The organism is Brevundimonas sp. PWP3-1b1 (assembly GCF_049896065.1).
In the GTDB taxonomy this organism is placed as follows: domain Bacteria; phylum Pseudomonadota; class Alphaproteobacteria; order Caulobacterales; family Caulobacteraceae; genus Brevundimonas; species Brevundimonas intermedia_B.
The window spans coordinates 1,758,379-1,779,369 of sequence record NZ_JAFCTO010000001.1 but is presented as its reverse complement, the minus strand read 5'-3'; the positions used below and the strand labels follow the sequence as shown (position 1 = coordinate 1,779,369).

The following is a 20,991-nucleotide window of genomic DNA, read 5'->3' as shown; positions in this document are numbered from 1 at the left end:
CATGACCACGTCAATCGCCTTCGTAGGAGCCGGGCCGACAACCCTCTATGCTCTGCACGCCCTTCTCGCGCAGGGCGCCGGTTCGGCGCGTATCACCGTCTTTGAGGCGAGCAAGGTCGCCGGGTGCGGCAGCCCCTACAGTCCGGACTGGAACGATCGGGCGATGCTGTCCAACATCGCCAGTATCGAGATCCCCCCTCTGTACGAGACTCTGGCGGACTGGCTCGGCGCACGGACGAGCGCCGAGCTTGATGCGCTGGATATCGACCGCGCTTCGCTGGACGAGCGCACCTTTGTGCCCCGCATCGCCCTGGGCCAGTATTTCGAAAGCCAGTTCGCGATCATGGTGGAACAGGCTCGGGCCGCCGGGGTCATGATCGACGTCAAGACGGGCTGTCGCGTCGTCGACGCCGCGAACAGGAAGGCGGGCGTGGAGTTGTCGTTCATGTCCCCGCCCTCTCGGCGAACGACCAAGGCGGTATTCGATCATGTCGTTCTGGCGACCGGTCATCAGTGGCCATCTCGCCAGCATGCCCAGCCCGGCTATTTTCTCAGCCCGTGGCCGGCCTCGGTCCTCGCGGAACTTCCAGCGACGACCGTCGGCATCCGTGGCTCGTCTCTGACCGCCATCGACACGGCGGTCGCGCTGGCCACGTCGCATGGCGCGTTCGTCCAATGCGACGGACGGCTGATTTATCAGTCGATGCCGGGGACGGACGGCTTTCGCATCACCATGATGTCGCGCAAGGGCCTTCTGCCGGAGGCCGATTTCTACTTCCCCCTGCCGCATCCGCCGCTGCAGCATTGCACCCCGGAGGCGGTCGCGGCCGCTGTGGACAGGGGCCCGGCGGGGCTGCTTGATGCGGTCTTCGATCTGTTTCGAAGGGAATTGATCGAGATCGATCCCGGCTACGCCGCCGAGATAGGACTGGACCAAGCCACGCTGGAGACCTTCGCCGAGGCGTATTTCGCCCGGCGCGCAGCGGTCGATCCTTTCGTTTGGGCCGCCGCCAACCTGAAGGAGGCGCGGGCGAACCACGCGGCGAAGGTGACCGTGCCGTGGCGCGACGCCATCCTTCGCATGCATGAGATCGTCGCCGTCATCGTCCCTCATCTGGACACAGGCGAGTTCGACCGTTTCAGCCGCGTGTTCAAACCGATCTTCGTCGACATCTATGCCGGCGTGCCGCATGAATCGATCGAGCGAATGCTGGCCCTGCACGCGGCCGGCAAGCTTGAGGTTCTGGCGGTCGGCGACGACTATGCGGTCGATACGCGTTGCCCCGAGGGCGGGGCCCGCGTGACGATCAATGGGGCCACCCGGCACTTCTCGGTCTTCATCGAGGCGACGGGACAGCCGGCCTTGAGCGGCATCCAATTCCCGTTCCTGTCGCTGCTGGAACAAGGAATCGTTCGAGACGAGGTCGCGAATGACGCGCCCGATGTCGTCCGGGGGATCGCCGTCGATGATCTGTTCCGCCCGGTCAGTGCGCCGCTGCCCATGGACCGACTGTTCTGTCTCAGCCTGCCCTTTCTGATGGGGCGCTATCCTTTCGCGCAAGGCATCACCAGTTCGCACGAGATGGGCGGGATCGTCGGTCGGCGACTGGCGTTGATCATGAATACCGCAAAGCCTGCGGTCGATCTCGCCGAGACGGCGGCCTGACGTGAGGATAAATGAGACTTTTTGCGATCTATATCGGCGGAGAGCATCCGGGCGCGAACATCGAGGTGCATGATATGCGTTTCATCGCCGCGCCGACAATCGAGGCGACGTATGAGACCTTGCTCGCCCAGTGGTGGGGGCGTGAGGGCACGCTGCACATCGACTGCTGGTCGGAACTTTCGCAAGCGGACGGCTATGAGATCAGCCTTCTGCCCGAGCCCTACGAGGGCAAGGAAAAACTCTATTACGTGAACCTCGGCGGCTACGACGGCGTGGCCTTCGCCGAGCAGCACCGGAATGTCTTCGTCGTCGCCGACAGCCTGCCTGCGGCCAAGGCGCGCGCCATCAAACAGGCGACGGGATGGACCGACGCGCATCGCGACGAGATGTACGAGGCAGAGCAGGCCTTCGCACTGGACGATGCCGCTCAGGCCGAACGGCTACATATTCACCTGAAGCCGAGCCTGATGACCGGCGATCCAAACTTCACCTGCCATTATACTCCGATCCGCTGAACCGCGAGGTCAGGCTCCAGGTCGGCCGAGCATCGCTGAGCCATAGAGTTTCGGCTCGAAACCCTTGGTCCAGAAGACCTTGCCGAGGCCTCGGGCGCAGCGGTCGTAGGTGTGAGCGCGGTCGGGGCGGCGCAGGAGGGCGGAAGCCAGCGACAGGGCGCCCCAGACGCCGGTCTGGGCCAGGCCGACCAGCATCCATTTGACGACGCCGGGCCAGTCGCGGCGGGCGGCGGCCATCTGGGTCGGGCTCTGGCCATAGGCGAAGGCGCGGGTGAGGGCGTAGTTCAGGGTGGCGCGGTGGGGCGGGGCGAACTCGTCCGCCCAGGCCTCGGCGGCCCAGCCAAATCGGCCGCCGCGCGCCGACAGGGCCGTGAACAGCCGGTCGTCCTCGCCCCCCGTCTCGTTCATGGCGACATCGAAGGGCGCGTCGCCTGGCAGGGCGGTCGCGCGCACCATCAGACTGTTGCCGCAGCCGTGGATGAGGTCGGTCAGGCCGGTCTCCCGCGGGCCGTCGCGGCCGAAGAACCGCTCCAGATAGGCGGTGGTCCAGCCGGTCTGGTCCGGCACACGCCCGCGAATGGGGCCGAAGACGACATCGGCGCCGGTCTGGCTCTGCGCGTCCAGCAGGGCGGCGAGCCAGCCGGGCGAGGCGGCCTCGTCGTCGTCGAGGAAGGCGATCAGGGGCGCGCCGGTCGCGGAAAGGCCGATGTTGCGCGCGGTCGCCACGCCGGGCACGGGGGCGTGGACGTAGGTCAGGGGGACGGGCGCCTCGCCGCGCAGGCGCTCGATCAGGATGGCGGCGGAACCTTGCGGGTCGTTGTCGGCGATGACGACGGCGGCGACGCGGTCCAGCGATCCAGTCTGTACGAAGACGGAGCGCAGAGCGCGCTCCAGGCTGTTGGGGCGACGCAGGGTGGGGATGATGACGGCGACATCGCGCATGGTCAGACGGCGTCCGCATAGACGGCGGCGCGGTAGAGCCTGAGCGCGAAGGCGCGGGCCTTGACCGGCAGGACCGTGGCCAGGGCGGCCCGTTTCATCAGGCGGCGCGCGAGGGGCAGGGCGGGCAGGCGTTTCAGGGCGCGTGCGGCCTTGTAGCTGGGATAGGTCTGGACGATGGCGGGGTGCAGGGCGACGACGCGGGCGAAGTTGCCGGCGCCCTGATCGAACTTGCGCGCCAGGTCCTCGACCGTGTCCAGGCCCATATGGGTGGCGGGATTGTCGATGTGGACGACAGGAAACCGGCGCGAGACGCGCATGGCCCACTCCACATCCTCCCAGCCCCAGCCGCTGAAACCGGGATCGAAGGATTCGGCGGCGAAGACGTCGCGGCGCACCAGCAGGTTGGAGGTGTAGACGTATTTCTCGGGCGTCAGGGCGCGCTGGGACGCCGGCAGGCATTCCGAGGCGCCGGACAGGGCGCGGTGGACGGCGAACCGGGCGTCGGTCGGGGCCTGATCGAGCGAGAAGCCGCCGAAGGCCACGGCGGGCGCATTCTGGGCGATGAGGCGGACCCAGGTTTGTAGGAAAACGGGGGTGTCGGGCCGCATGTCGCTGTCGAGGAACAGATAGGCCTCGCCCCGGGCGGCGGTGGTCAGGCGGTTTCGTCCCCTGGCGCGACCCTCGTTGGCGGCCAGGCTGATCAGGCGCACGGGCAGTTCCAGGGCGTCGAGGGTAGCCTGAAGCCGCACCGTCAGATGGGCGTCGGCGGTGCCGTCGTCCAGCAGGATCAGCTCGACCGCGCCGGACAGCGCAGGCGCCTCGGTGTCCAGCCGGCGCAGTAGGGCCTGGGGATCGTCGCGCAGGAAGGGGATCAGGACCGAGATCGTCGGCCTCGCCACCGCCCAGGCGGCGTTGTCGTGGATATGGGCGCTCATGCCGGCACGCTGCGACGCGCGCGGATCAGGCGCATCAGGACGTCGCGGACGCCGGCGGCGTTCAGCGTCAAGGCGACGACGGCATAGACGATCCCACCCACGCCGGCGTCCAGCATCAGTTCCACGAACCCGCCCAGCGGTGGCAACAACCAGACGACCCCGGCCATGACGGCCGACGCGATTCCGCACCGAATCAGCGCCTCCCACGGCATCGGCAGGGCGATGGCGCGGCGGCTGAGCAGCAGGCAGGCGATCAGGCCGATGGCGAAGCTGGCGGCGGTGGAGACGGCGGCGCCGAGGACGCCCAGCCGGGGGATCAGAATCAGGTTCAAAGCGACGTTGCACAGCGCCGGAATGGCCATGGTGACCAGCAGCAGGCCGGTCTTCTTGCCCAGGGTGAAGCCGAAGCCGAAATAATAGGCGATCATGCCGGACAGGAAGGACGAGGCCGCGATCCACGGCGTGACCAGCGCAGCGGCGGCGCGCAGGTCCTGGCCGATCATCAGCTCCGCCATCGGTCGCGCGACCATCGACAGGCCGACGGCGGCGGGCAGGCCGATCAGGATCAGGGTCGATCCCTGCTCCAGCGCAGTGCGACGCAGGGCCTCGCGCCCGCCGCGCTCCAGCGCCATGACCATGGCCGGCGCTCCGGCCGCCCCCAGCCAGATGAAGATCACGTCCAGGGTCCGGTTCGCCAGACTGTAGCTGGCGTGATAGGCGCCGACCGCGCCTGCATCCATGAAGGCGGCCAGCAGGAACCGATCCGTCGAGGCCAGCACCACGGCCAGCGTCAGCGACGCCGCGATGGGATAGCCGTAGGCCGCATAGGCCTTGAGCCGCGCCCGATCGACCGTTCCGCCGGTCGCCTGGCGCAGCTCGCCGGGCAGGATGAAGGGCAGGGCGAACAGTGGGGCGATGGCCAGGCCCAGCAGAGGCGAGGCCGCGCCGGCCCCGGCCACAGCGAACCCGGCGCCGACCAGAAAGCCCAAGATGGAGACGCCGATGTCGACACGGGCGGCTTTCGACACCTCGCCCGCCGCCCGGAACCGCTCCTGCGCCAGCTTGGCCAGGTTACGCACCGGCGCGCCGGCCAGGCCGAAGGCGACGGCGATCTTGAGCGCGGGCGGCAGGGGCGCCAGCCACACCACCAGGGCGGCGATGGGGGTGAAGACGGCGATGATGGCGAAGGAGGTGCGGTACAGGCTGGCGAAATGGGCGGCCAAGCCCTGGGGCGTGCGCTCGGCCGCCCAGAAGCGGGCCATCGACGCCTCCAGCCAGCTGAAGGTCACGGTGTGGGCCAGGGTGGTGACCGAAAACGCCAGGGCGTAGTGGCCGAAGTCGTCGGGGCTGAGCAGGCGCGTGAAGACGAAGATGGTCAGGAATCCGACCACCCCCTGGATGATCTGGGCCGGCAGATAGCCCCAGACGCCGCGCCAGAACATGCGCTGTTCGCTCAACGCACGGCCGCCCGGTCGCCCAGCAGGACGGGGATGGTGACGGCGATGACCCACAGGTCCAGCCAGAAGGACTGGCGTTCGATATATTCGATGTCCAGCTGAACGCGCTCGCGCACCTGGGCCTCGGTGTCCACCGGCCCGCGCGATCCCTTGATGGCGGCCCAGCCGGTCATGCCGGGCTTGATGCGGTGGCGGTGGGCGTATTCGGCGACCAGCAGGGCGGATTCGGTCTCGCCGGTCTTCATGCCGATGGCGTGGGGGCGGGGGCCGACCAGGGACATCTCGCCCGACAGGACGTTGAAGATCTGGGGCAGCTCATCCAGGCTGGAGGCGCGGATGAAGCGGCCGACGCGGGTGACGCGGTCGTCGCCGGGGCAGACCTGGCGGCTGGCGGTGGCGTCGGCGGCCTCATGACGCATAGAACGGAACTTCCACACCACGATGGTCTCGTGATTGAAACCGTGGCGGCGCTGGCGGAAGAGGATCGGACCAGGGCTGTCCAGCCGCACCGCCAGGGCGACCAGGGCCATGACGGGGGCGGCGACCACCAGGGCGACCGCGCCGATCAGCAGGTCCTGCATCCGCTTGTTGAAGGCCCGCCTATCGGGATCGGCCGGCCCGTCCAGCGACGCCAGCGGCGCATTGGCCAGGCGGTTCAGAACGCCGTCGCCGCCCAGCTCCGAATCGACCAGCACCGTCAGCGGATTGGGCAGGGCGTTCAGCCGCTGCGTCAGGTCGCGCACTCGCTGGCCCGCATTGGGATCGATGGCCAGGACAATCCGGTCCACATAGGGCGTCATGCGGTGGGTCAGCAGGGCGTTGGCGTCGCCCAGCACCGGCACGCCGGCGACGCTGTCGGGCGAACGGGCCAGCCGGTCATCGAACACGCCCAGCACGTTCATGTCGCGCCGCTCCAGCGCCCGCTCGATCAGGGTCTGGGCGTTCCGGGTGGCGCCGACGATGACGATATTGGGCGACAGGGCGCCGAGACGCCGCCAGCGGGCGATCACCGCCAGCCACAGCCCATGCAGCACGATCAAGGCCGCCGTCGTCGTCAAAGCCCAGGGCGCGACCACGTCCAGAGCCGGTCGATCAAGCAGCCACCCCAGGATCAAGGCGACGCCGGCCGAGACCACGCCGACCCCCACAACCCCGGCCAGATGCAGGGTCCAGGGCGTGTCGCGACCGAATCGATAAAGCTGTAGCGCCCGCATCGACACGAGGACCAACGCTGCGCCCCCGATGACGGGCGCGGCGGCGCCGACGGTGATGTCGGCCAGGCCCCTGGGCTGGATCGCCAGGATCGCGCCCAAAGCCAGGCCGACGACGACAAGCACATCGACGAGCCGGAAATAGTGGGCCGACAGCCGCACGGTCGACCGCTGACGCGCATTCAGCCACGCCTCGGGTCGGAACGGGCCACGCGCGGCGCGGCCCTTGGGTGGCGCGTCGGCGGCGAGACTGGCGGAGCGGTCGAGCAAAGGGCGATCCAGAGGCGAAGAACGGCCGCGATACTGGCGGTATCGCCTCTATGTCGCGTTAACGTGGACGCTTTCTCCAGAACCGGATTGCGCGACGCATCAGCCTCCGCTATCGACGCCGTCGCAGGAGACGTGGCCGAGTGGCTGAAGGCAACGGTTTGCTAAATCGTCGTACCCCGTAAGGGGTACCGAGGGTTCGAATCCCTCCGTCTCCGCCATCTTCCTTAAATGATTAAAGGCAGGACCGCATCGCGGTCGTCGCAACTGCGCTTGCGGAGATATGCTTTGAAATCACAGCGTTGCTGGGCTGGGGCGGACGTCGGCGGCAAGTGATTCCGGGCCGAGTCGCCTGATGGCCTGATAGGCGCGGACGAAGTCGGGGACGGTTTCGACCGTCAGACCCGCAAGATTGATCCGCCCGGAACTGGCCAGATAGACGGCGTGATCGTCCCTGAACCGTCCGACCTGATGCGGCGTGAGAGCCAGGCAGGCGAAAAGGCCGTTCTGGTCCTTGAGGGCGACGAGATCCGGGCAGTGGTTTGCGAGCGCTGCCCTGACATCCACCAAACGCTGGCGCATCGTCTCCAGCTCGGTGGTCCACATCGTCGTTAGGTCGCTGTCGGACAGGATGATGCGAACGACCGCGGCGCCGTGATCCGGCGGCATCGACCAGTTGGCGCGCGCCAGCGCCAGGATGTTGGAGCCGGCCTTGCTCAAGCGCTGCGGCTGGTCGCAGACGGCGAAAAGCGCGCCCGTCCGCTCTCGATAGAGCCCGAAATTCTTGTCGCAGGAGTAGGCGACGAGCGCTTCGGGTACGGCCTCCAGAATGAGCCGCATGCCAAGGGCGTCGTCTTCGAGGCCTCGGCCCAGACCCTGATAGGCTAGGTCTATGATCGGAAACAGCCCGCGCTCGGCGACGAGATCCGCCACGATGCGCCACTGATCCTTGGTCAGGTCGGCCCCGGTGGGATTGTGACAGGCGCCTTGCAGCAGTACCGCGTCGCCCGGCGCGGCGGTCGCCAGCGCCTCCATCATCGCCTCGAAACACACCGTCTGGCTGGCGGCGTCGAAATAGTCGTAGGTCACAAGCGTTACGCCTGCGGCCTCGAAGATCTGTTCGTGGTTCGGCCAGGTCGGGGCGCCGACAAACAGCCGCGCCGCAGGCCGGCCCGCCGCCAGCAGCTCGGCAGCGAGCCTCAGCGCGCCGGTGCCGCCAGGGGTCTGCACGCCGAAGACGTCGGCCTGCGCCCGGGCGCCGAAGACGAGCGGCCTCAGCGCCTCCAGATACCCGACGTCGCCTTCAGCGCCGAGATAGGCCTTGGTGTCCTGTCCCTCGACCAGCAATCGCTCCGCCGTCTTGACGGCGGCGAACACCGGCGTGCGCCCAAGGGCGTCGCGATAGACGCCCACGCCCAGATCAAGCTTGCCGGGCCTTGGGTCCGATCGATAGGCGCCGATGAGGGCCAGCAGGCCGTCGGGCGCCTGGGCCGCCAGACCGCTGAAGACGCTTGGGGCGGCGTTCGTCATCGACCCGTCTCCATGTCATGCGCCTGGCCGGCGGCGACTGTGAGGGGGCTGGCGGACTGGACCTCGGCCACCGTTCGGCGGAAGGCGTTTTCGCTGCGCCAGATCAGCGCGGCGGCCAGCACCCAAGCCGGCGCCCCGACCAGGGCGATGGCTGCGATCAGGCCATGCGGGCCGCCGACCGCTTCGGACAGGGCGCCGATGACCAGCGGGCTCAGACCCTGCGGGACCAGGGCGACGACGGTCATGAGGCCGAAGTTACGCGCTCTCAAGTGAGGGGGGCTGATGTCCTGAACGATGCTGGGCAGAACGGAGGCGGCGGCGATCCCGGCGGCGAACTGCACCCCGACCAGGGCCATGGCCTGCCAGCTTTCCGTGACGAACGGCAGGAAGGCCGTCGGAACGGCGGCGGCCAGGAAGGCGACGGCAGCCAGGCGGGGCGCCATGACGACGCGATCGCCCCGCCAGAACTTGACGCACAGGGCGGAAACCCCGACCCCGATCAGGCTGGCCGGCCCGATGGCCAGGCCCAGCTGGACGCTGACGGTGGCCGGATCGATCGCAAAGATGCGGGGCAGGGCGGTGGGCAGCCACACCAGGGTGGAGGCGATGCCGATATTATAGGCGGCGATGGCAGCGAAGACGCAGGACAGGGTGACGATATGTCGTCGCGCATAGGCGACGAAGCCGCTGTCCGCAAGAACGGTCGCGAAGGCGGCCGCTGAGGCCTTGGCGGCGGCGCGGCTGCCCTTCAGCCGCAAGGTTGCGACCAGCAGGATGAACAGAGGGCCGGGCAGGGCGACGAACAGCAGGGTCGCACGCCAGGGCTCCATGTCGCCGAGAAAGCCCGGTAGCGCGGCGCCATTCGCCGCCAGCCAGCCGAAGGTCGCGCCGCTGATCCCCAGGCCGAGCGCCGTTCCAAGGATAGCCGCCAGGAAATAGACCAGGTTCGCAGCGGCGCGTTGGCGTCCCGGGAACAGGTCGGGGATCACGGCCCAGACGATGGGCCCCAGCCCCGCCTCGCCGATGGCGATGCCGATGGTGGCGATCAACAGCCCCTCGAACGTCGTCTGGAAGGCGCAGGCCGCCGTCGCCAGCGACCAGACGGCGATACCGATGCACAGGATGAGGCGGCGATCGAACCGATCCGCCAGCCAGGCGATCGGATAGGTGGCGACCGCCGCAAAGAAGGCGAGGCCCAGCCCCTGCAGGGCGCCAAGTTCCAGATCGGTCAGACCCAGCGACGCTTTCAGGGGCGAGGCCACGACAGCCAGGATCTGGCGATCGACGAATGAGAAGATGGTGACGCCCACAAGCACAGCCACGGCGAACCAGGCCGAGAAGGGGGCGGGGGCTTCGATGATGCCGACTTCGGGGACGTCGGGCTGTGCAATGGTGCTCAAGAGGTCCCCTTCACGGGTGCTATGCGGGCTCGGCCGCGTGTTTGGCTTCTTCTTCGGCCAGACTGATCAACTCGCCCGCCAGGTCGGCGTCCTCGCTGGAGCAGACGCCCAGCACGAGGGCCGTGTCGCAGTCCTTGCAGACGTAGGCGTGGCCCATGGCGCTATCGAGATAGACGCCTTCGCCGGCCTTCAGCACAACCGGCGTGTAGAACTGCAGGTGCACCTCGATCGTCCCTTCCAGAACGAAGACGAACTCCTCGCCCTTGTGCCGAACGGCCTCACCGAACTCGGCGATGTCGCGGGTGTGGATCCGGGTGATGATCGGCACCATCCGCTTCTGGCGAAGGTCGGCGCAGAGATATTCGTAGTCGTAGTTGGGCGTCTTGATGTGGACCGAGTTGCCGGTGGTCGTCAGGCTGCGCCGACCCATGACCGGCGCCGCTTCAGCGGCGGACGGCTCGCCTTCGGCGAGGAACTCGGCCATCGTCAGGCCCAGCCTGGCGGTGAACTGCTGCAGCTTGTCGTAGGTCAGGGACAGTTTGTCGGTCTCGACCTTGGCCAGGGTCGACAGGGGAATGCCGACGACCGCGCTCATCTCGCGCAGCGTCCAGCCTTTGCGCTGCCGCACGATGCGAATTAGGCCGCCGAGGGTGCTGGTGTCGTTCGCCATGATGTCCTGCTCGTCCGACAGGGATGTCGGATCATGTTCGCCGATGGTCGCGGCTGGCCACGACCTCGATCTCTACGCGCGCATTCGGTAGCACGAGCTGAGAAATCACGCACGAGCGGGCGGGGTAGGGCGCGGACAGGCGTGCCCCATAGACGGTGTTGAAGGCGGCGAAATCCGCCGGATCGGTCAACCAGATCGTCGCCTTGATCACATGATCCAGGCTGAGGCCGGCGCCCGACAGAATCGCGGCGATGGCGTCGAAGGTGCGCTCGGTCTGCAAGGCGATGTCGCCCTCCACCCGGCCGTCCACCAGGGCGAGCTGGCCGGACACGAAAACGAGGCCGTCAACCTCGACCGCAAGCGACAGCGGAAGAACGCCGCCGCCCGGGCCCACGAGCGGGCCGCCATGAATTTTCATTGTGCCAACCTCTGCAGGCTCGGTTGCTCGGCTCTGAAGCGCGACGGGGAAACATGGGCGGGGTCGAGCCCCTCGGCAGTGATGTCGGCAGGCAGGGGGCGGCCCTGTGCGAGTGCGGCGGCGGTCCGCGCCCAGGCCGGTGCAGTCTGAATTCCGTATCCGCCCTGGCCGACCGACCAGAACAGGCCGTCAACATCGGGATCGAAGCCGATGACAGGGGCGCGGTCCGGCGCGAAGGTTCGCAACCCCGCCCAGCTGTGGTTGACGCGTTCCACATCCAGCCGAAGGGCGGCCTGCACCCGATCAACCCCGATGGCGATGTCGAGTTCTTCCGGCTGTACGTCGCAGGGTTCGACCAGGGTTTCGTCGGCCGGCGAGATCAACAACTTGCCGGCGTCGGGCTTGAAATAGAAGGTTTCATCGACATCGATCACCGCAGGCCAACCCATGATATCGACCCCAAAGGGAGGGTCGACGAGCACTGCGGTCCGCCGTAGCGGCGTCAGGCCGATGGGCTGGGCGCCGAACGCCGTGGCGACCCGGTCGCCCCAAGCGCCGGCGGCGTTGATCGCCACGGGGGCCGAGACGGGACCGGTGGCGAGATCGACGCGCCAAACTTCGTCGCGTCGCGACACGGTCGTTTCGCCCGCGCCGGTCATTATATGCGCGCCCCGAGCCCTGGCCCCGCGAAGGAAACCCTGGTGCAAGGCGTCCACGTCGATGTCGTGCGCATCGTGATCGATGGCCGCGCCGGCGACATAGTCAGCTCTCAGCAGCGGGACGGCCTTTAACGCATCGGCCATGGTCAGCCGGTCGATCACGCCGCCCGAGCGTCGGATTTCCGCGACCATGACGTCCAGAGCGTCGCCCTGGTTCTCGCGGGCGATATACATTGCGCTTCGCCTTGTCAGGAGCGGCGCGTGCGTGAACCCTTCCGGCGGGGCCGTGAAAAAAGGGTGGCTGGCTCGGGTCAAACCCCGGACCTCTCGTCCGCCGTAGCTGGGTGCAAACAGGGCCGCCGACCGGCCGGTCGCGTGATAGCCGACGCTAGCCTCGCGTTCGATCAGACAGACACGGGCGTCTGCAGACAGTTCGTAGGCGACGGAGGCGCCAGCCATACCGCCCCCGAAGACGATGAAGTCATATTCCATTGCCGGTCCCATCGACGTTCGTCCAAAAGGTCGAACTAGGTTGGTGTCAGCCTGAACGAGGAATGGCGTCTATAGCAAGAGACTTATTCTCTTGACAGAAACGCGACAGGGTCGATGGTGGGCGACAGCAATCGGGGGTTTCTCATGACGTACGCCTGTCGTAACCAACACAAGCTGCTCGGCTTGGCGGCTCTTTTGACCACATCGGCGCTGGGCGGCCTGCCCGCCCTGGCTCAGACCGCAGGCCTTTCGCCTGATCCGGCGACCCAACTCACGGACGTGATCGTGACCGCCCAGAAGCGGGAGGAACGGGCAAGCGATACGCCATTGTCCCTGTCGGTTCTGACCGGCGAGACGCTCCAGGCGACAGGGGCGACGCAGTTGTCTGACTTCGCTGCGACGGTGCCTGGTCTGTCTTTCACCAGCAACGGCGTGGGGCAGGGACAGGTGAACCTGCGTGGCGTGACCACCGGTCTGAATGTGTCGCCGACGGTCGGCATTTATGTCGATGAGGTGCCGTACGGCTCCAGCACGTCGTTCGCCGGCGCGGCGCAACTGGCTCTGGATGTCGGTCTGTTCGATATCGAACGCGTCGAAATCCTGAGGGGGCCGCAAGGCACGCTCTATGGGGCAAGCACCATGGGCGGCCTGCTGAAATATGTGACGAAGGCCCCCGATCCCGCCGGGTTCGGCGGCGGTCTTCGCGCGGGGGTGAACTCCACGGCCCACGGAGGCGTCGGTTATGATCTGGCGGGCGCCTTGAACGCGCCGTTTGCAAGCGACACCGCCGCCGTCCGGCTGAACGGCTTCTATACCAAGGACGCGGGTTTCATCGACAACCTGACCCTGGGCGAGGAAGACGCCAACACCTCCGAGGTGTTCGGCGGGCGGGTCGATGTTCTGTTGAATCCCACGGACGACCTTTCCGTGCGTCTGACGGCCTTCGCACAGGACATCAAGCGGGATGGATCAGGATCCGTGGACTTCAATCCCGCCACGGGCGAACCTGTCGATGGGGAGTACGATCAGCGCCGCTTCTCCGAGCCCTTCACCCAGGACTTCCGCCTGGCCAGCGCGGTCGTGAACTATGATTTCGGCCCGGCCCAGCTGACGTCCGTCACCAGCTACCAGACGAGCGACATCAATCATGTCACCGACGTCTCGGCCCTCTATGTGCCGCTTCTGGGCGGGTTCGGCTTCGCCCTGGGCTCTACCCCCCTGGTGAAAGAGGTCGACACGGACAAGTTCACGCAGGAGGCGCGACTGGCCGGGTCTTGGGGATCCATCGACTGGATCGCCGGCGGCTTCTACACCCGCGAAAAGAGTTTCCAGCTCCAGACCCTGCCGGCCACCGACGTCACCGGCGCGCCGTTCCCGATCCTCTTGCTCAACGCGGAACTGCCCAGTCTCTACGAGGAGACCGCGGTCTTCGGGACGGCCACCTGGCATGTAACGGATCGCCTAGACCTGTCCGGCGGCCTTCGCTACGCCAAGAACGAACAGACCTATGAGCAGATCGCCTCGGGCCTGCTGGTGGCCCCGGCGCCCAAGCGGAGTTCCAGCGAGAACGTGACGACCTATCTGGCCAACGCCAAATATCGGTTGAACGACCGCTCTATCGCCTATCTTCGTTACGCCACCGGCTATCGCCCGGGCGGTCCCAACATGGTTTCCAACGATCCGGTCACCGGCGAGCCGTTGGCGCCGCCGACCTTCGACTCCGATAGCCTGGAAAGCTACGAGGCGGGCTACAAGGTCAGCACGGCCGATGGGCGCTTCGGTCTCGATGCGAGCGTCTATCTGATCGACTGGACGGATCTGCAGATCGTGGCGCTTCGCAATGGAGTGGGCGTCGTGGCCAACGCCAGCGAGGCGGCCATCAAGGGCGCGGAGCTGACGGTCACGGCGCGACCCGTGCCGGCCCTGACCCTGGTAGGGTCGCTGAGCCTGATGGACGCTCAACTGGAAGCAGACTCTCCGGATCTTGGCGGTCAAAAGGGCGACGCCTTGCCCGACGCGCCTGATGTCACCCTGGCGCTGTCCGCAGACTACGCCTTTTCGCTTGGCGGCTATGACGCCGATGTCGGCGCTACGGTCCGCTATGTCGATGACCGGGTCGCAAGCTTCGAGCAGAGCCCGGGTTCTCCCCAGCACCAACTTCCGGACTACACCACCGTTGATCTGCGCGCCGGCGTCGATTTCGGGCAGGTGCGGGCGCAGCTGTATGTCCGCAATCTCTTCGACGAGTTTGGTGAACTCTCTGCGGTCACCAGTTTCTCCGTTGCCGGCGGCCCGATACAGATTACGCCGCTCAGGCCCCGGACCATCGGTCTGACCTTGAGCCGCCGCTTCTAGCTTCAGTGGAATCCACCATGACCGCTCGCATCCCCGTCGCCGTCGATCCCGCCGTCATCGACGCCCTGTTTGCGGCCTATGACACCAGCCATGCGCCGGGCGTGGCGGTCGGCATCGCGGTGGCGGGGCGGCCCGTCTATCGAAAGGCCTTTGGCCTGGCCAGCATCGAGCTGAACCAGACCCTGTCGCCGACGATCCGCATGCGGATCGGTTCGACCACCAAGCATTTTGCCGCCCTGGCCTATATGCTGCTGGTCGAAGAAGGCCTGGCCTCGCTTGACGATCCGGTCCGCAAACACATCCCCGAGATGTCGCCCGCAGTCGCCGACGGCGTCACCATGCGCCAGCTGATGAGCCACACCAGCGGCCTGCGGTGTTCGCTGGACCTGTCGATGCAGTTGAACGGCATGGGCCACTACATGTCCCAGGCCGATACGCTGGATCTGTTCGCAAGCCAGGACGCGACCAACTTCGCGCCCGAGACGGCCTGGTCCTATAACAACGGCGGCTATACGGCCTTGAGCGTCGCCATCCAGCGGCTGACGGGGCAGTCGCTGGAAGACGTGCTGCGCGAGCGGATCTTCACACCGCTGGGCATGTCCGACACGCTTCTTCGCCGCGTCGACACCGACTTCGTGTCCAACAGCGCGACCCTTCATATGCTGGGGGCGAACGGGACCTTCACCAAGGACTATATGGGGATGGAGGTGACCGGCGAGGGCGGCATGGTCTCCACCGTCGACGACATGCTGCGCTGGATGGCCCATATGGATCGTCCCGTCGTGGGGACTCCCGAAACCTGGGCGGCGATGAAGGCTCCCTTCATGCTGCAAAGCGGTTATTCGACCCGGTACGGACTGGGCCTTTCCGTCGGCGAGTATCGCGGACGGGCGACCATCGAGCACGGCGGAACCGTGATGGGCGGCGGTTGTCAGATGATCAAGGTGGTCGACGCCGGTCTCGACATCATCATCATCACCAACCGCGCCGGCGTGGACACCATGAGCCTCGCCGATCGTGTCATCGACGCCTGCGTGTCCGATCTGGGGCCTGCGCTGGAAGACCTGCCCGGCGTCAATGTCAGCGGCCTGTACTACGCCGAAGCCACGGGCACGACCCTGCACCTGCTTGAGCATGACGGACGCCAGTTGATCGGCATGGGCGGGGCAACTCTACCCGCGCGTCGCGACGCGCAGGGCGCATTGCATTCGGCCTACCGGATCTTCGACATGGTCGTCGAGGCGCCGGAAGGCGAGGCGGCGCCGACCGAGGTGGTCTATCGCCAGTGGGGAAATGCGGAGGTGCTGAAGCGGCTCGAACCAGGCGCGACGCCGGATCTGTCCGCTCACGCCGGACACTATGCCTCCGCATCCACCGGAACGGAGGCCGCACTGGACGTCGGCGTGGACGGCGTGACGCTGACCTTCAAGGGGCGGTGGAACGGCGCCCACTACCGATTGGACTATGTGGGCGGGCCGCTCTGGAGAGCGGTTTCGATCGACATGGCCCATTTCGGACTGGGAGGCTTCGTGGAGTTCGACGCCGATGGCGGCGGCTTAAGCTTCAGCGCCGGCCGCACACGGCGCCTGCGGTTCGAGCGGGTTCGCGCATGAACGGACGGCCGCTTCGCGTCTTCGTCGCCTCCCTGTCGCACGAGACAAACAGCTTTTCGCCCCTGCCCACCAGTCTGCGCGCCTTTGCAGCTGACATTCTGCATCGGGCCGGCGACGAGGCCACGCGCGCCCAGGCCATGGCGTTCCCGGCCTATGGAGATGCGCTGGAGATTGGCGCCGAGCGGGGGCATGAGATGATTACAGGCCTCTGCGCCTGGACCCAGCCGTCCGGCCCGCTTCCAAGGCCGGTCTACGAGCAACTCCGCGACGAACTGCTGGCCGACATCGCGGCGGCAGGACCGCTGGACATGGTCATGCTTGTTCTGCATGGGGCGATGATGGCCGATGGCTATGCGGACTGCGAAGGCGATATCCTCGCCCGCACCCGTGCTGCGGTCGGCGCCGATGTCCCGCTTGGAGCGATCCTGGACCTGCACGGCAATGTCACAACCGTGATGGCCGATAGCGCCACCGCGCTCGTCGGCTGCAAAGAATATCCGCATACGGATTATCGCGCTCGCGTGGGTGAGCTGTATGATCTTCTGGAGCGCACCGGACGTGGCGAAATCGCGCCGCGCACCATCGTCCGACGTGGCCCTGTCGTCGGGCCGATCGGGACGACCGAGGACCCCATGCGCAGCTTTGTCGACAGCCTGACGGCGCGGGAAGGCCGCGACGGCCTGCTATCCGTATCCATGATGCACGGCTTCCCCTGGTCGGACAGCGAACATACGGGGGCGGCGTCCATCGTGGTGCATGACGGCTCGCATCCGGAACGGGCCGAGGCCGCAGCCGACGATATTCTGAGCCGGTTCGTCGAGATTTGCGCCGAGGTCTCGCCGGGACGAACGCGCGGCATTGACGAGATATTGGACGAGGCTGTGTCGCTGTCGGCGAACAGCGGGCCGGTCGTGGTCGCCGACGGCGCCGACAATCCCGGCGGCGGCGCGGCCTGCGACAGCACCTTCCTTTTGGCAGCCCTGATCGCGCGTGATGTCCAGGATGCGGCGTTGGGCATGATCTGGGATCCGCAGGCCGCCCTGATCGCGTCGGACGCGGGTGTTGGGGCGCGGCTGCCGCTACGGATCGGCGGTAAGGTCGGACCGATGTCGGGCGCGCCGGTCGATGCCGAGGTCGAGGTCTTGGCCGTCCGCGCGGACGCCTATCAGCGTGGGCTGACCGGCCAGATGAGCGAGCCGCTGGGCCTTTCGGTGGTGGTGCGCATCGGGGGCGTGGACGTGGTCATCAACTCCATCCGCCAGCAGGTCTTTTCGCCGGAGTGCTTCACCGAGCTCGGTATCGACCTCGCGACCAAGACATTGGTCGTGGTGAAGTCCACTCAGCATTTCCGCGCTGCGTTCGAACCCGTGGCCGGAGCGATGCTTTACTGCAATGCGCCGGGTTCGTTGAACATGGACCTGGCGTCCCTGCCATATCGACATCTACGCTTGGCCTGACGCCCTTGGTCGCCGAGGACTGCGCGCCTAATCCTCATCACCGAAACGCCGCCGGCTTGAGCCCATGCCGTTGGAGCTTGTCGTAGAGCGTCTTTCTGGGGACGCGCATTTCGGCGAGCACGGCGGTGATGTCGCCTCGGTGGGCCTGGAGGGCGTCGCGGAGGAGGTCGGCTTCGAAGCGGTTCAGGCGTTCGGGCAGGCTGAGGCCTGCGTCGGCCGGGCGGGCGGTCTCGTCCAGAGACAGGGCGACGCGTTCGGCGAAATGGGCCAGTTCGCGGATATTGCCGGGCCAGTCGGCCTCCAGCAGGCGGCGGCGCACCCCGTCTCTGACGGTCGGCGGCTCGATCCCGTGGCGGTCGGCGGCGCGGCGCAGGAAGTGGGCGAACAGCAGGGGGATATCCTCGCGCCGTTCGCGCAGCGGCGGCACGCGCAGCCGCACCACATTGAGCCGGTAATAGAGGTCTTCGCGGAAGGCGCCGGTGCGCGCCGCCTCGCCCAGATCGACCTTTGACGAGGCCAGGATCCGCAGGTCCAGGGCCCGGGGTTCGTTGGCGCCGATGGGGTGGACCTCGCGTTCCTCCAGCACCCGCAGCATCTTGACCTGAACGGCGAGAGGCATGCTTTCGACCTCGTCCAGGAACAGCGAGCCGTTGTGGGCGCGCTCCACATGGCCGACGCGGCGACGCAGGGCCCCGGCGAAGGCCCCCAACTCATGGCCGAACAGTTCGCTCTCGATCAGGCCGTCGGGCAGGGCGCCGCAGTTGACGGCGACGAAGGGCGCCAGCCGGCGTCGGCCGCCGTTGTGCAGGGCGCGGGCGACGGCCTCCTTGCCGGTTCCCGTCTCGCCCTCGATCAGCACGTCCATGCGGGCGTCGGCGATCTGGGCGATGGTGGCGCGAAGGGCGGTGATGGCGCGCGACGACCCGGCCAGCGGCAACTCCTGCCCGCCGTCCGAGGCCATGGCCAGCAGGCGTCGGTTCTCCAGCACCAGGCCGCGCTTCTCCAGCGCCCGGGTCAGGCTGTCCTGCAGCCGCTCGAACGGGAAGGGCTTGGCGACGAAATCATAGGCGCCGTCGTGCATGGCCGCGACCGCATCTGCGATGTCACCGTGGCCGGTGATCATGATGACGGGCAGGGCGGGGTCCAGCGCCTGAAGCCGGCTGAGCAGCTGCCGGCCGTCCAGGCCGGGCATCCGCAGATCGGTGACGACCACGCCGGGGAAGTCGGCGTCGATCGCCTTCAACGCCGGTTCGGCGGCGGAAAAGGCGCGCACGTCGTAGCCTTCCAGCGTCAGGCGTTCGACCAGGGCCTGGCGGAAGTCGGCGTCGTCCTCGATCAGGGCGACGGCGGTCGGACGGGCGAACTCCATCAGGCGGTCCTCAGTGTGGCGACGAAGGTCGCGCCGTCGTCGCCCTCGGCCAGGTCCAGCTCGCCGCCGAAGCCGGCGACGATGTCGCGGCAGATCACCAGCCCAAGGCCCAGGCCGTTGGCGCGGGTGGTGACGAAGGGGGTGAACAACTGGGCGCGCACCTCGGGCGGCACGCCGGGGCCGTTGTCTGAGACGATCAGGCGGACGCGATCGCGGTCTTGCGTCACCTTCAGCAGCAGGCGGGGGCGGTCATGGCCCTCCAGCGCCTCGGCCGCGTTCTTGAGCAGGTTGACGATGACCTGCTCCAGCCGGAAGCGGTCGGCGCGCACCGTCACCTCGGCGTCGCCCTCTCGCACCAGTTCTATCCCGCCCTCGTCCAGTCGGCCGCGCGTCAGCAGCAGGGCGCCATGAATGGCGTCTTCCAGCCGCACCGCGCCGATCTTGGGGTCGGACTTTCTGGAGAAGACCCTCAGTTCTTGGGTAATGGCGCCGATGCGCTGGGTCAGGTCGCCGATGCGGGCTAGGGTGCCGCGCGCCTTTTGCGGCTCGTCGCGGTCCAGCAGGACGCCGGCGGTCTCGGCCTGGGTCTGAATGGCGGCGACGGGCTGGTTGATCTCGTGCGCGACGCTGGCCACGATCTGACCCAGGGCCGCCAGCTTGCTGGCCTGAACCAGCTCGTCGCGCAGCAGTTCGCGGGCGGTCTCGGCGCGGCGGCGCTCCTCGATCTGACGGTTCAAGGCGGAGTTTGCGTCGCGCAGTTCGCGGGTGCGTTCGTCAATGCGCCGCTCCAACTCCAGCCGCGCCTCCTCCTCGGCGCGCGCACGGGCCAGGCCCTGCTGACGACGCCGCAGCAAGAAGGCGACCAGCCCCGCCAGCAGGGTCACGACCAGGGCCGCCAGGGCGCGGGCGGCGGCTACGGCGACATCGATGCCGCCCCGTGTCGGCGACAGCAGATGCAGGGTCCAGCCGGGCGTCTCGGTCGGGACCGCCGCATGCATCCAGCGCTGTTCGCCATCGCCGGCCTGCGCCTGGACCAGACGGGGCTGGTCGCCCGGCGGGGTGGCGAAGGGCAGGGGACGCAGGGCCTCGGGCTGGAGCGTCTGATCGGTCAGGGTCAGGCGACGCCGCCGCTCGTCGAGCGGCTCGGTGGTGCGGAACCGCCATTCCGGCACGCTGGTGATCAGCACGACGCCGCCGGGATCGACGACATAGGCGGGCTCGCCCGAGGCGCGCCACTCGGCCTCCAGCGCATCGAACTCGACCTTGACCACGACCACGCCCAGCGGCGTGCCGTTCACGCTGTCCACCCTCCGCGCGAGATAGAGGCCAGGCCGTCCCGATACGGTGCCCAGGGCGAAGAACTCGGCCCGGCCGCCGCGCATCGCATTGATGAAATAGGGCCGAAAACCGTAGTCGGCGCCGACGAAGCTGGTGGGCAGGCGCCAGTTGCTGGCCGCGCGGGTCCGGCCTCCGGCGTCGATGATGTAGATGACCGCCGCGCGGGTCTGACGCGCCAGGTTCTCAAGCTTCAGATCGACTCGCTCGCCTTGCGCCGTCGTGGGCGCGGCCAGCAGGGCTGAGATGTCGGGATCGCCGGCCAAGGCGACGGGCAGTGAGCGATGCTTTTCCAGCTCGCTTCGCAGGACGGCGGCATGCAGGGCGGCGGCGGCCTCTGCCTGACGCGCCAGCTCGGCCCGTGCGTCTCGACGCGCCACCTCGCCTGCGCCCAGGGCGGCGATGAGGGCGACGAGAATCCACCCTCCGGCGAACGCCAGCCACCCTCTGCGGCGGGATCCGACCGAAGCCGGCGATTCAGAAGGACGGCTGAAAGGCATGGCGCATTGTGCGGATAATCGCACTCCGACACTAGATACGCGCGCGAAAAATCGCACAACTTTGCGCGTCTGGCCGTCCAGAGAGATAAAATAGATAAGGAAAACATATCTATAGACGAAGTGAGCAATGAAGTTGGTCTGTCGGATCAACTCGCCGACTGTCTTCGGGCGGAGCGTGGCGAAGATCGCGCCCATCGAGG

At 67.5% G+C, this 20,991-nt stretch carries 16 protein-coding genes and 1 tRNA gene; 6 read left to right on the top strand and 11 right to left on the bottom strand.

Annotated features, from left to right (window positions below; genetic code table 11):
* Position 1: 1 nt before the first annotated feature.
* Together ACP69V_RS08725 and ACP69V_RS08720 are read left to right on the top strand one after the other, a co-directional pair.
* Complete coding sequence (locus ACP69V_RS08725) at positions 2–1,666, top strand: FAD/NAD(P)-binding protein (protein WP_426023508.1); 1,665 nt, start codon at positions 2–4, stop codon at positions 1,664–1,666.
* A gap of 11 nt (positions 1,667–1,677) precedes the next feature.
* A complete protein-coding gene (locus ACP69V_RS08720; protein ID WP_426023507.1) occupies positions 1,678–2,181 on the top strand; it encodes a DUF1543 domain-containing protein in 504 nt (167 codons plus the stop codon).
* Positions 2,182–2,190: 9 nt separating this feature from the next.
* Here ACP69V_RS08720 and ACP69V_RS08715 read toward each other — a convergent pair whose 3' ends face one another.
* Genes ACP69V_RS08715 through ACP69V_RS08700 form a run of 4 tightly spaced genes read right to left on the bottom strand, consistent with a single transcriptional unit; the run spans position 2,191 to position 6,996 of the window.
* On the bottom strand, positions 2,191–3,123 hold the full coding sequence (locus ACP69V_RS08715) for a glycosyltransferase family 2 protein (RefSeq protein ID WP_426023506.1): 933 nt from the start codon (positions 3,121–3,123) through the stop codon (positions 2,191–2,193).
* A 2-nt stretch (positions 3,124–3,125) separates the two neighbouring features.
* Positions 3,126–4,058 carry a glycosyltransferase family 2 protein gene (locus tag ACP69V_RS08710; protein WP_426023505.1) on the bottom strand — a complete coding sequence of 311 codons (933 nt, stop codon included), beginning with the start codon at positions 4,056–4,058 and terminating at the stop codon, positions 3,126–3,128.
* The gene (locus ACP69V_RS08705) at positions 4,055–5,515 is read right to left on the bottom strand and encodes an oligosaccharide flippase family protein (protein WP_426023504.1); all 1,461 of its coding nucleotides are present in this window, start codon (positions 5,513–5,515) and stop codon (positions 4,055–4,057) included. Before ACP69V_RS08705 ends, ACP69V_RS08710 begins: the two co-directional genes overlap by 4 nt.
* A complete protein-coding gene (locus tag ACP69V_RS08700) occupies positions 5,512–6,996 on the bottom strand; it encodes an exopolysaccharide biosynthesis polyprenyl glycosylphosphotransferase (RefSeq protein ID WP_426023503.1) in 1,485 nt (494 codons plus the stop codon). The genes ACP69V_RS08705 and ACP69V_RS08700 overlap by 4 nt, the downstream gene beginning before the upstream one ends.
* 126 nt (positions 6,997–7,122) lie before the next feature.
* Between ACP69V_RS08700 and ACP69V_RS08695 the strand changes: the two genes are divergently transcribed.
* Positions 7,123–7,214 (top strand) — tRNA-Ser (locus ACP69V_RS08695).
* Positions 7,215–7,287: 73 nt separating this feature from the next.
* Here ACP69V_RS08695 and ACP69V_RS08690 read toward each other — a convergent pair.
* Genes ACP69V_RS08690 through ACP69V_RS08670 form a run of 5 tightly spaced genes read right to left on the bottom strand, consistent with a single transcriptional unit; the run spans position 7,288 to position 12,162 of the window.
* Positions 7,288–8,523: an amino acid aminotransferase gene (locus tag ACP69V_RS08690; RefSeq protein WP_426023502.1), complete on the bottom strand. Its 1,236-nt coding sequence runs from the start codon at positions 8,521–8,523 to the stop codon at positions 7,288–7,290.
* Positions 8,520–9,923, bottom strand: coding sequence for an MFS transporter (locus ACP69V_RS08685; RefSeq protein WP_426023501.1), 1,404 nt, complete (start codon positions 9,921–9,923; stop codon positions 8,520–8,522). Before ACP69V_RS08685 ends, ACP69V_RS08690 begins: the two co-directional genes overlap by 4 nt.
* Before the next feature lie 19 nt (positions 9,924–9,942).
* The gene (locus tag ACP69V_RS08680; protein WP_426023500.1) at positions 9,943–10,593 is read right to left on the bottom strand and encodes a helix-turn-helix domain-containing protein; all 651 of its coding nucleotides are present in this window, start codon (positions 10,591–10,593) and stop codon (positions 9,943–9,945) included.
* Positions 10,594–10,624: 31 nt separating this feature from the next.
* On the bottom strand, positions 10,625–11,011 hold the full coding sequence (locus ACP69V_RS08675) for a RidA family protein (RefSeq protein WP_426023499.1): 387 nt from the start codon (positions 11,009–11,011) through the stop codon (positions 10,625–10,627).
* Positions 11,008–12,162, bottom strand: coding sequence for an NAD(P)/FAD-dependent oxidoreductase (locus ACP69V_RS08670; RefSeq protein WP_426023498.1), 1,155 nt, complete (start codon positions 12,160–12,162; stop codon positions 11,008–11,010). The genes ACP69V_RS08675 and ACP69V_RS08670 overlap by 4 nt, the downstream gene beginning before the upstream one ends.
* Positions 12,163–12,306: 144 nt before the next feature.
* Between ACP69V_RS08670 and ACP69V_RS08665 the strand changes: the two genes are divergently transcribed.
* The 3 genes from ACP69V_RS08665 to ACP69V_RS08655 are packed head-to-tail and all read left to right on the top strand — an operon-like array spanning position 12,307 to position 17,587.
* Positions 12,307–14,517, top strand: coding sequence for a TonB-dependent receptor (locus ACP69V_RS08665; RefSeq protein ID WP_426023497.1), 2,211 nt, complete (start codon positions 12,307–12,309; stop codon positions 14,515–14,517).
* 17 nt (positions 14,518–14,534) lie between these two features.
* Positions 14,535–16,130, top strand: coding sequence for a serine hydrolase domain-containing protein (locus ACP69V_RS08660; protein WP_426023496.1), 1,596 nt, complete (start codon positions 14,535–14,537; stop codon positions 16,128–16,130).
* Complete coding sequence (locus ACP69V_RS08655) at positions 16,127–17,587, top strand: M81 family metallopeptidase (RefSeq protein ID WP_426023495.1); 1,461 nt, start codon at positions 16,127–16,129, stop codon at positions 17,585–17,587. The genes ACP69V_RS08660 and ACP69V_RS08655 overlap by 4 nt, the downstream gene beginning before the upstream one ends.
* Before the next feature lie 37 nt (positions 17,588–17,624).
* Here ACP69V_RS08655 and ACP69V_RS08650 read toward each other — a convergent pair whose 3' ends face one another.
* A complete protein-coding gene (locus tag ACP69V_RS08650) occupies positions 17,625–18,956 on the bottom strand; it encodes a sigma-54-dependent transcriptional regulator (protein ID WP_426023494.1) in 1,332 nt (443 codons plus the stop codon).
* Positions 18,956–20,791 carry a sensor histidine kinase gene (locus ACP69V_RS08645; RefSeq protein WP_426023493.1) on the bottom strand — a complete coding sequence of 612 codons (1,836 nt, stop codon included), beginning with the start codon at positions 20,789–20,791 and terminating at the stop codon, positions 18,956–18,958. Before ACP69V_RS08645 ends, ACP69V_RS08650 begins: the two co-directional genes overlap by 1 nt.
* Positions 20,792–20,991: the final 200 nt, after the last annotated feature.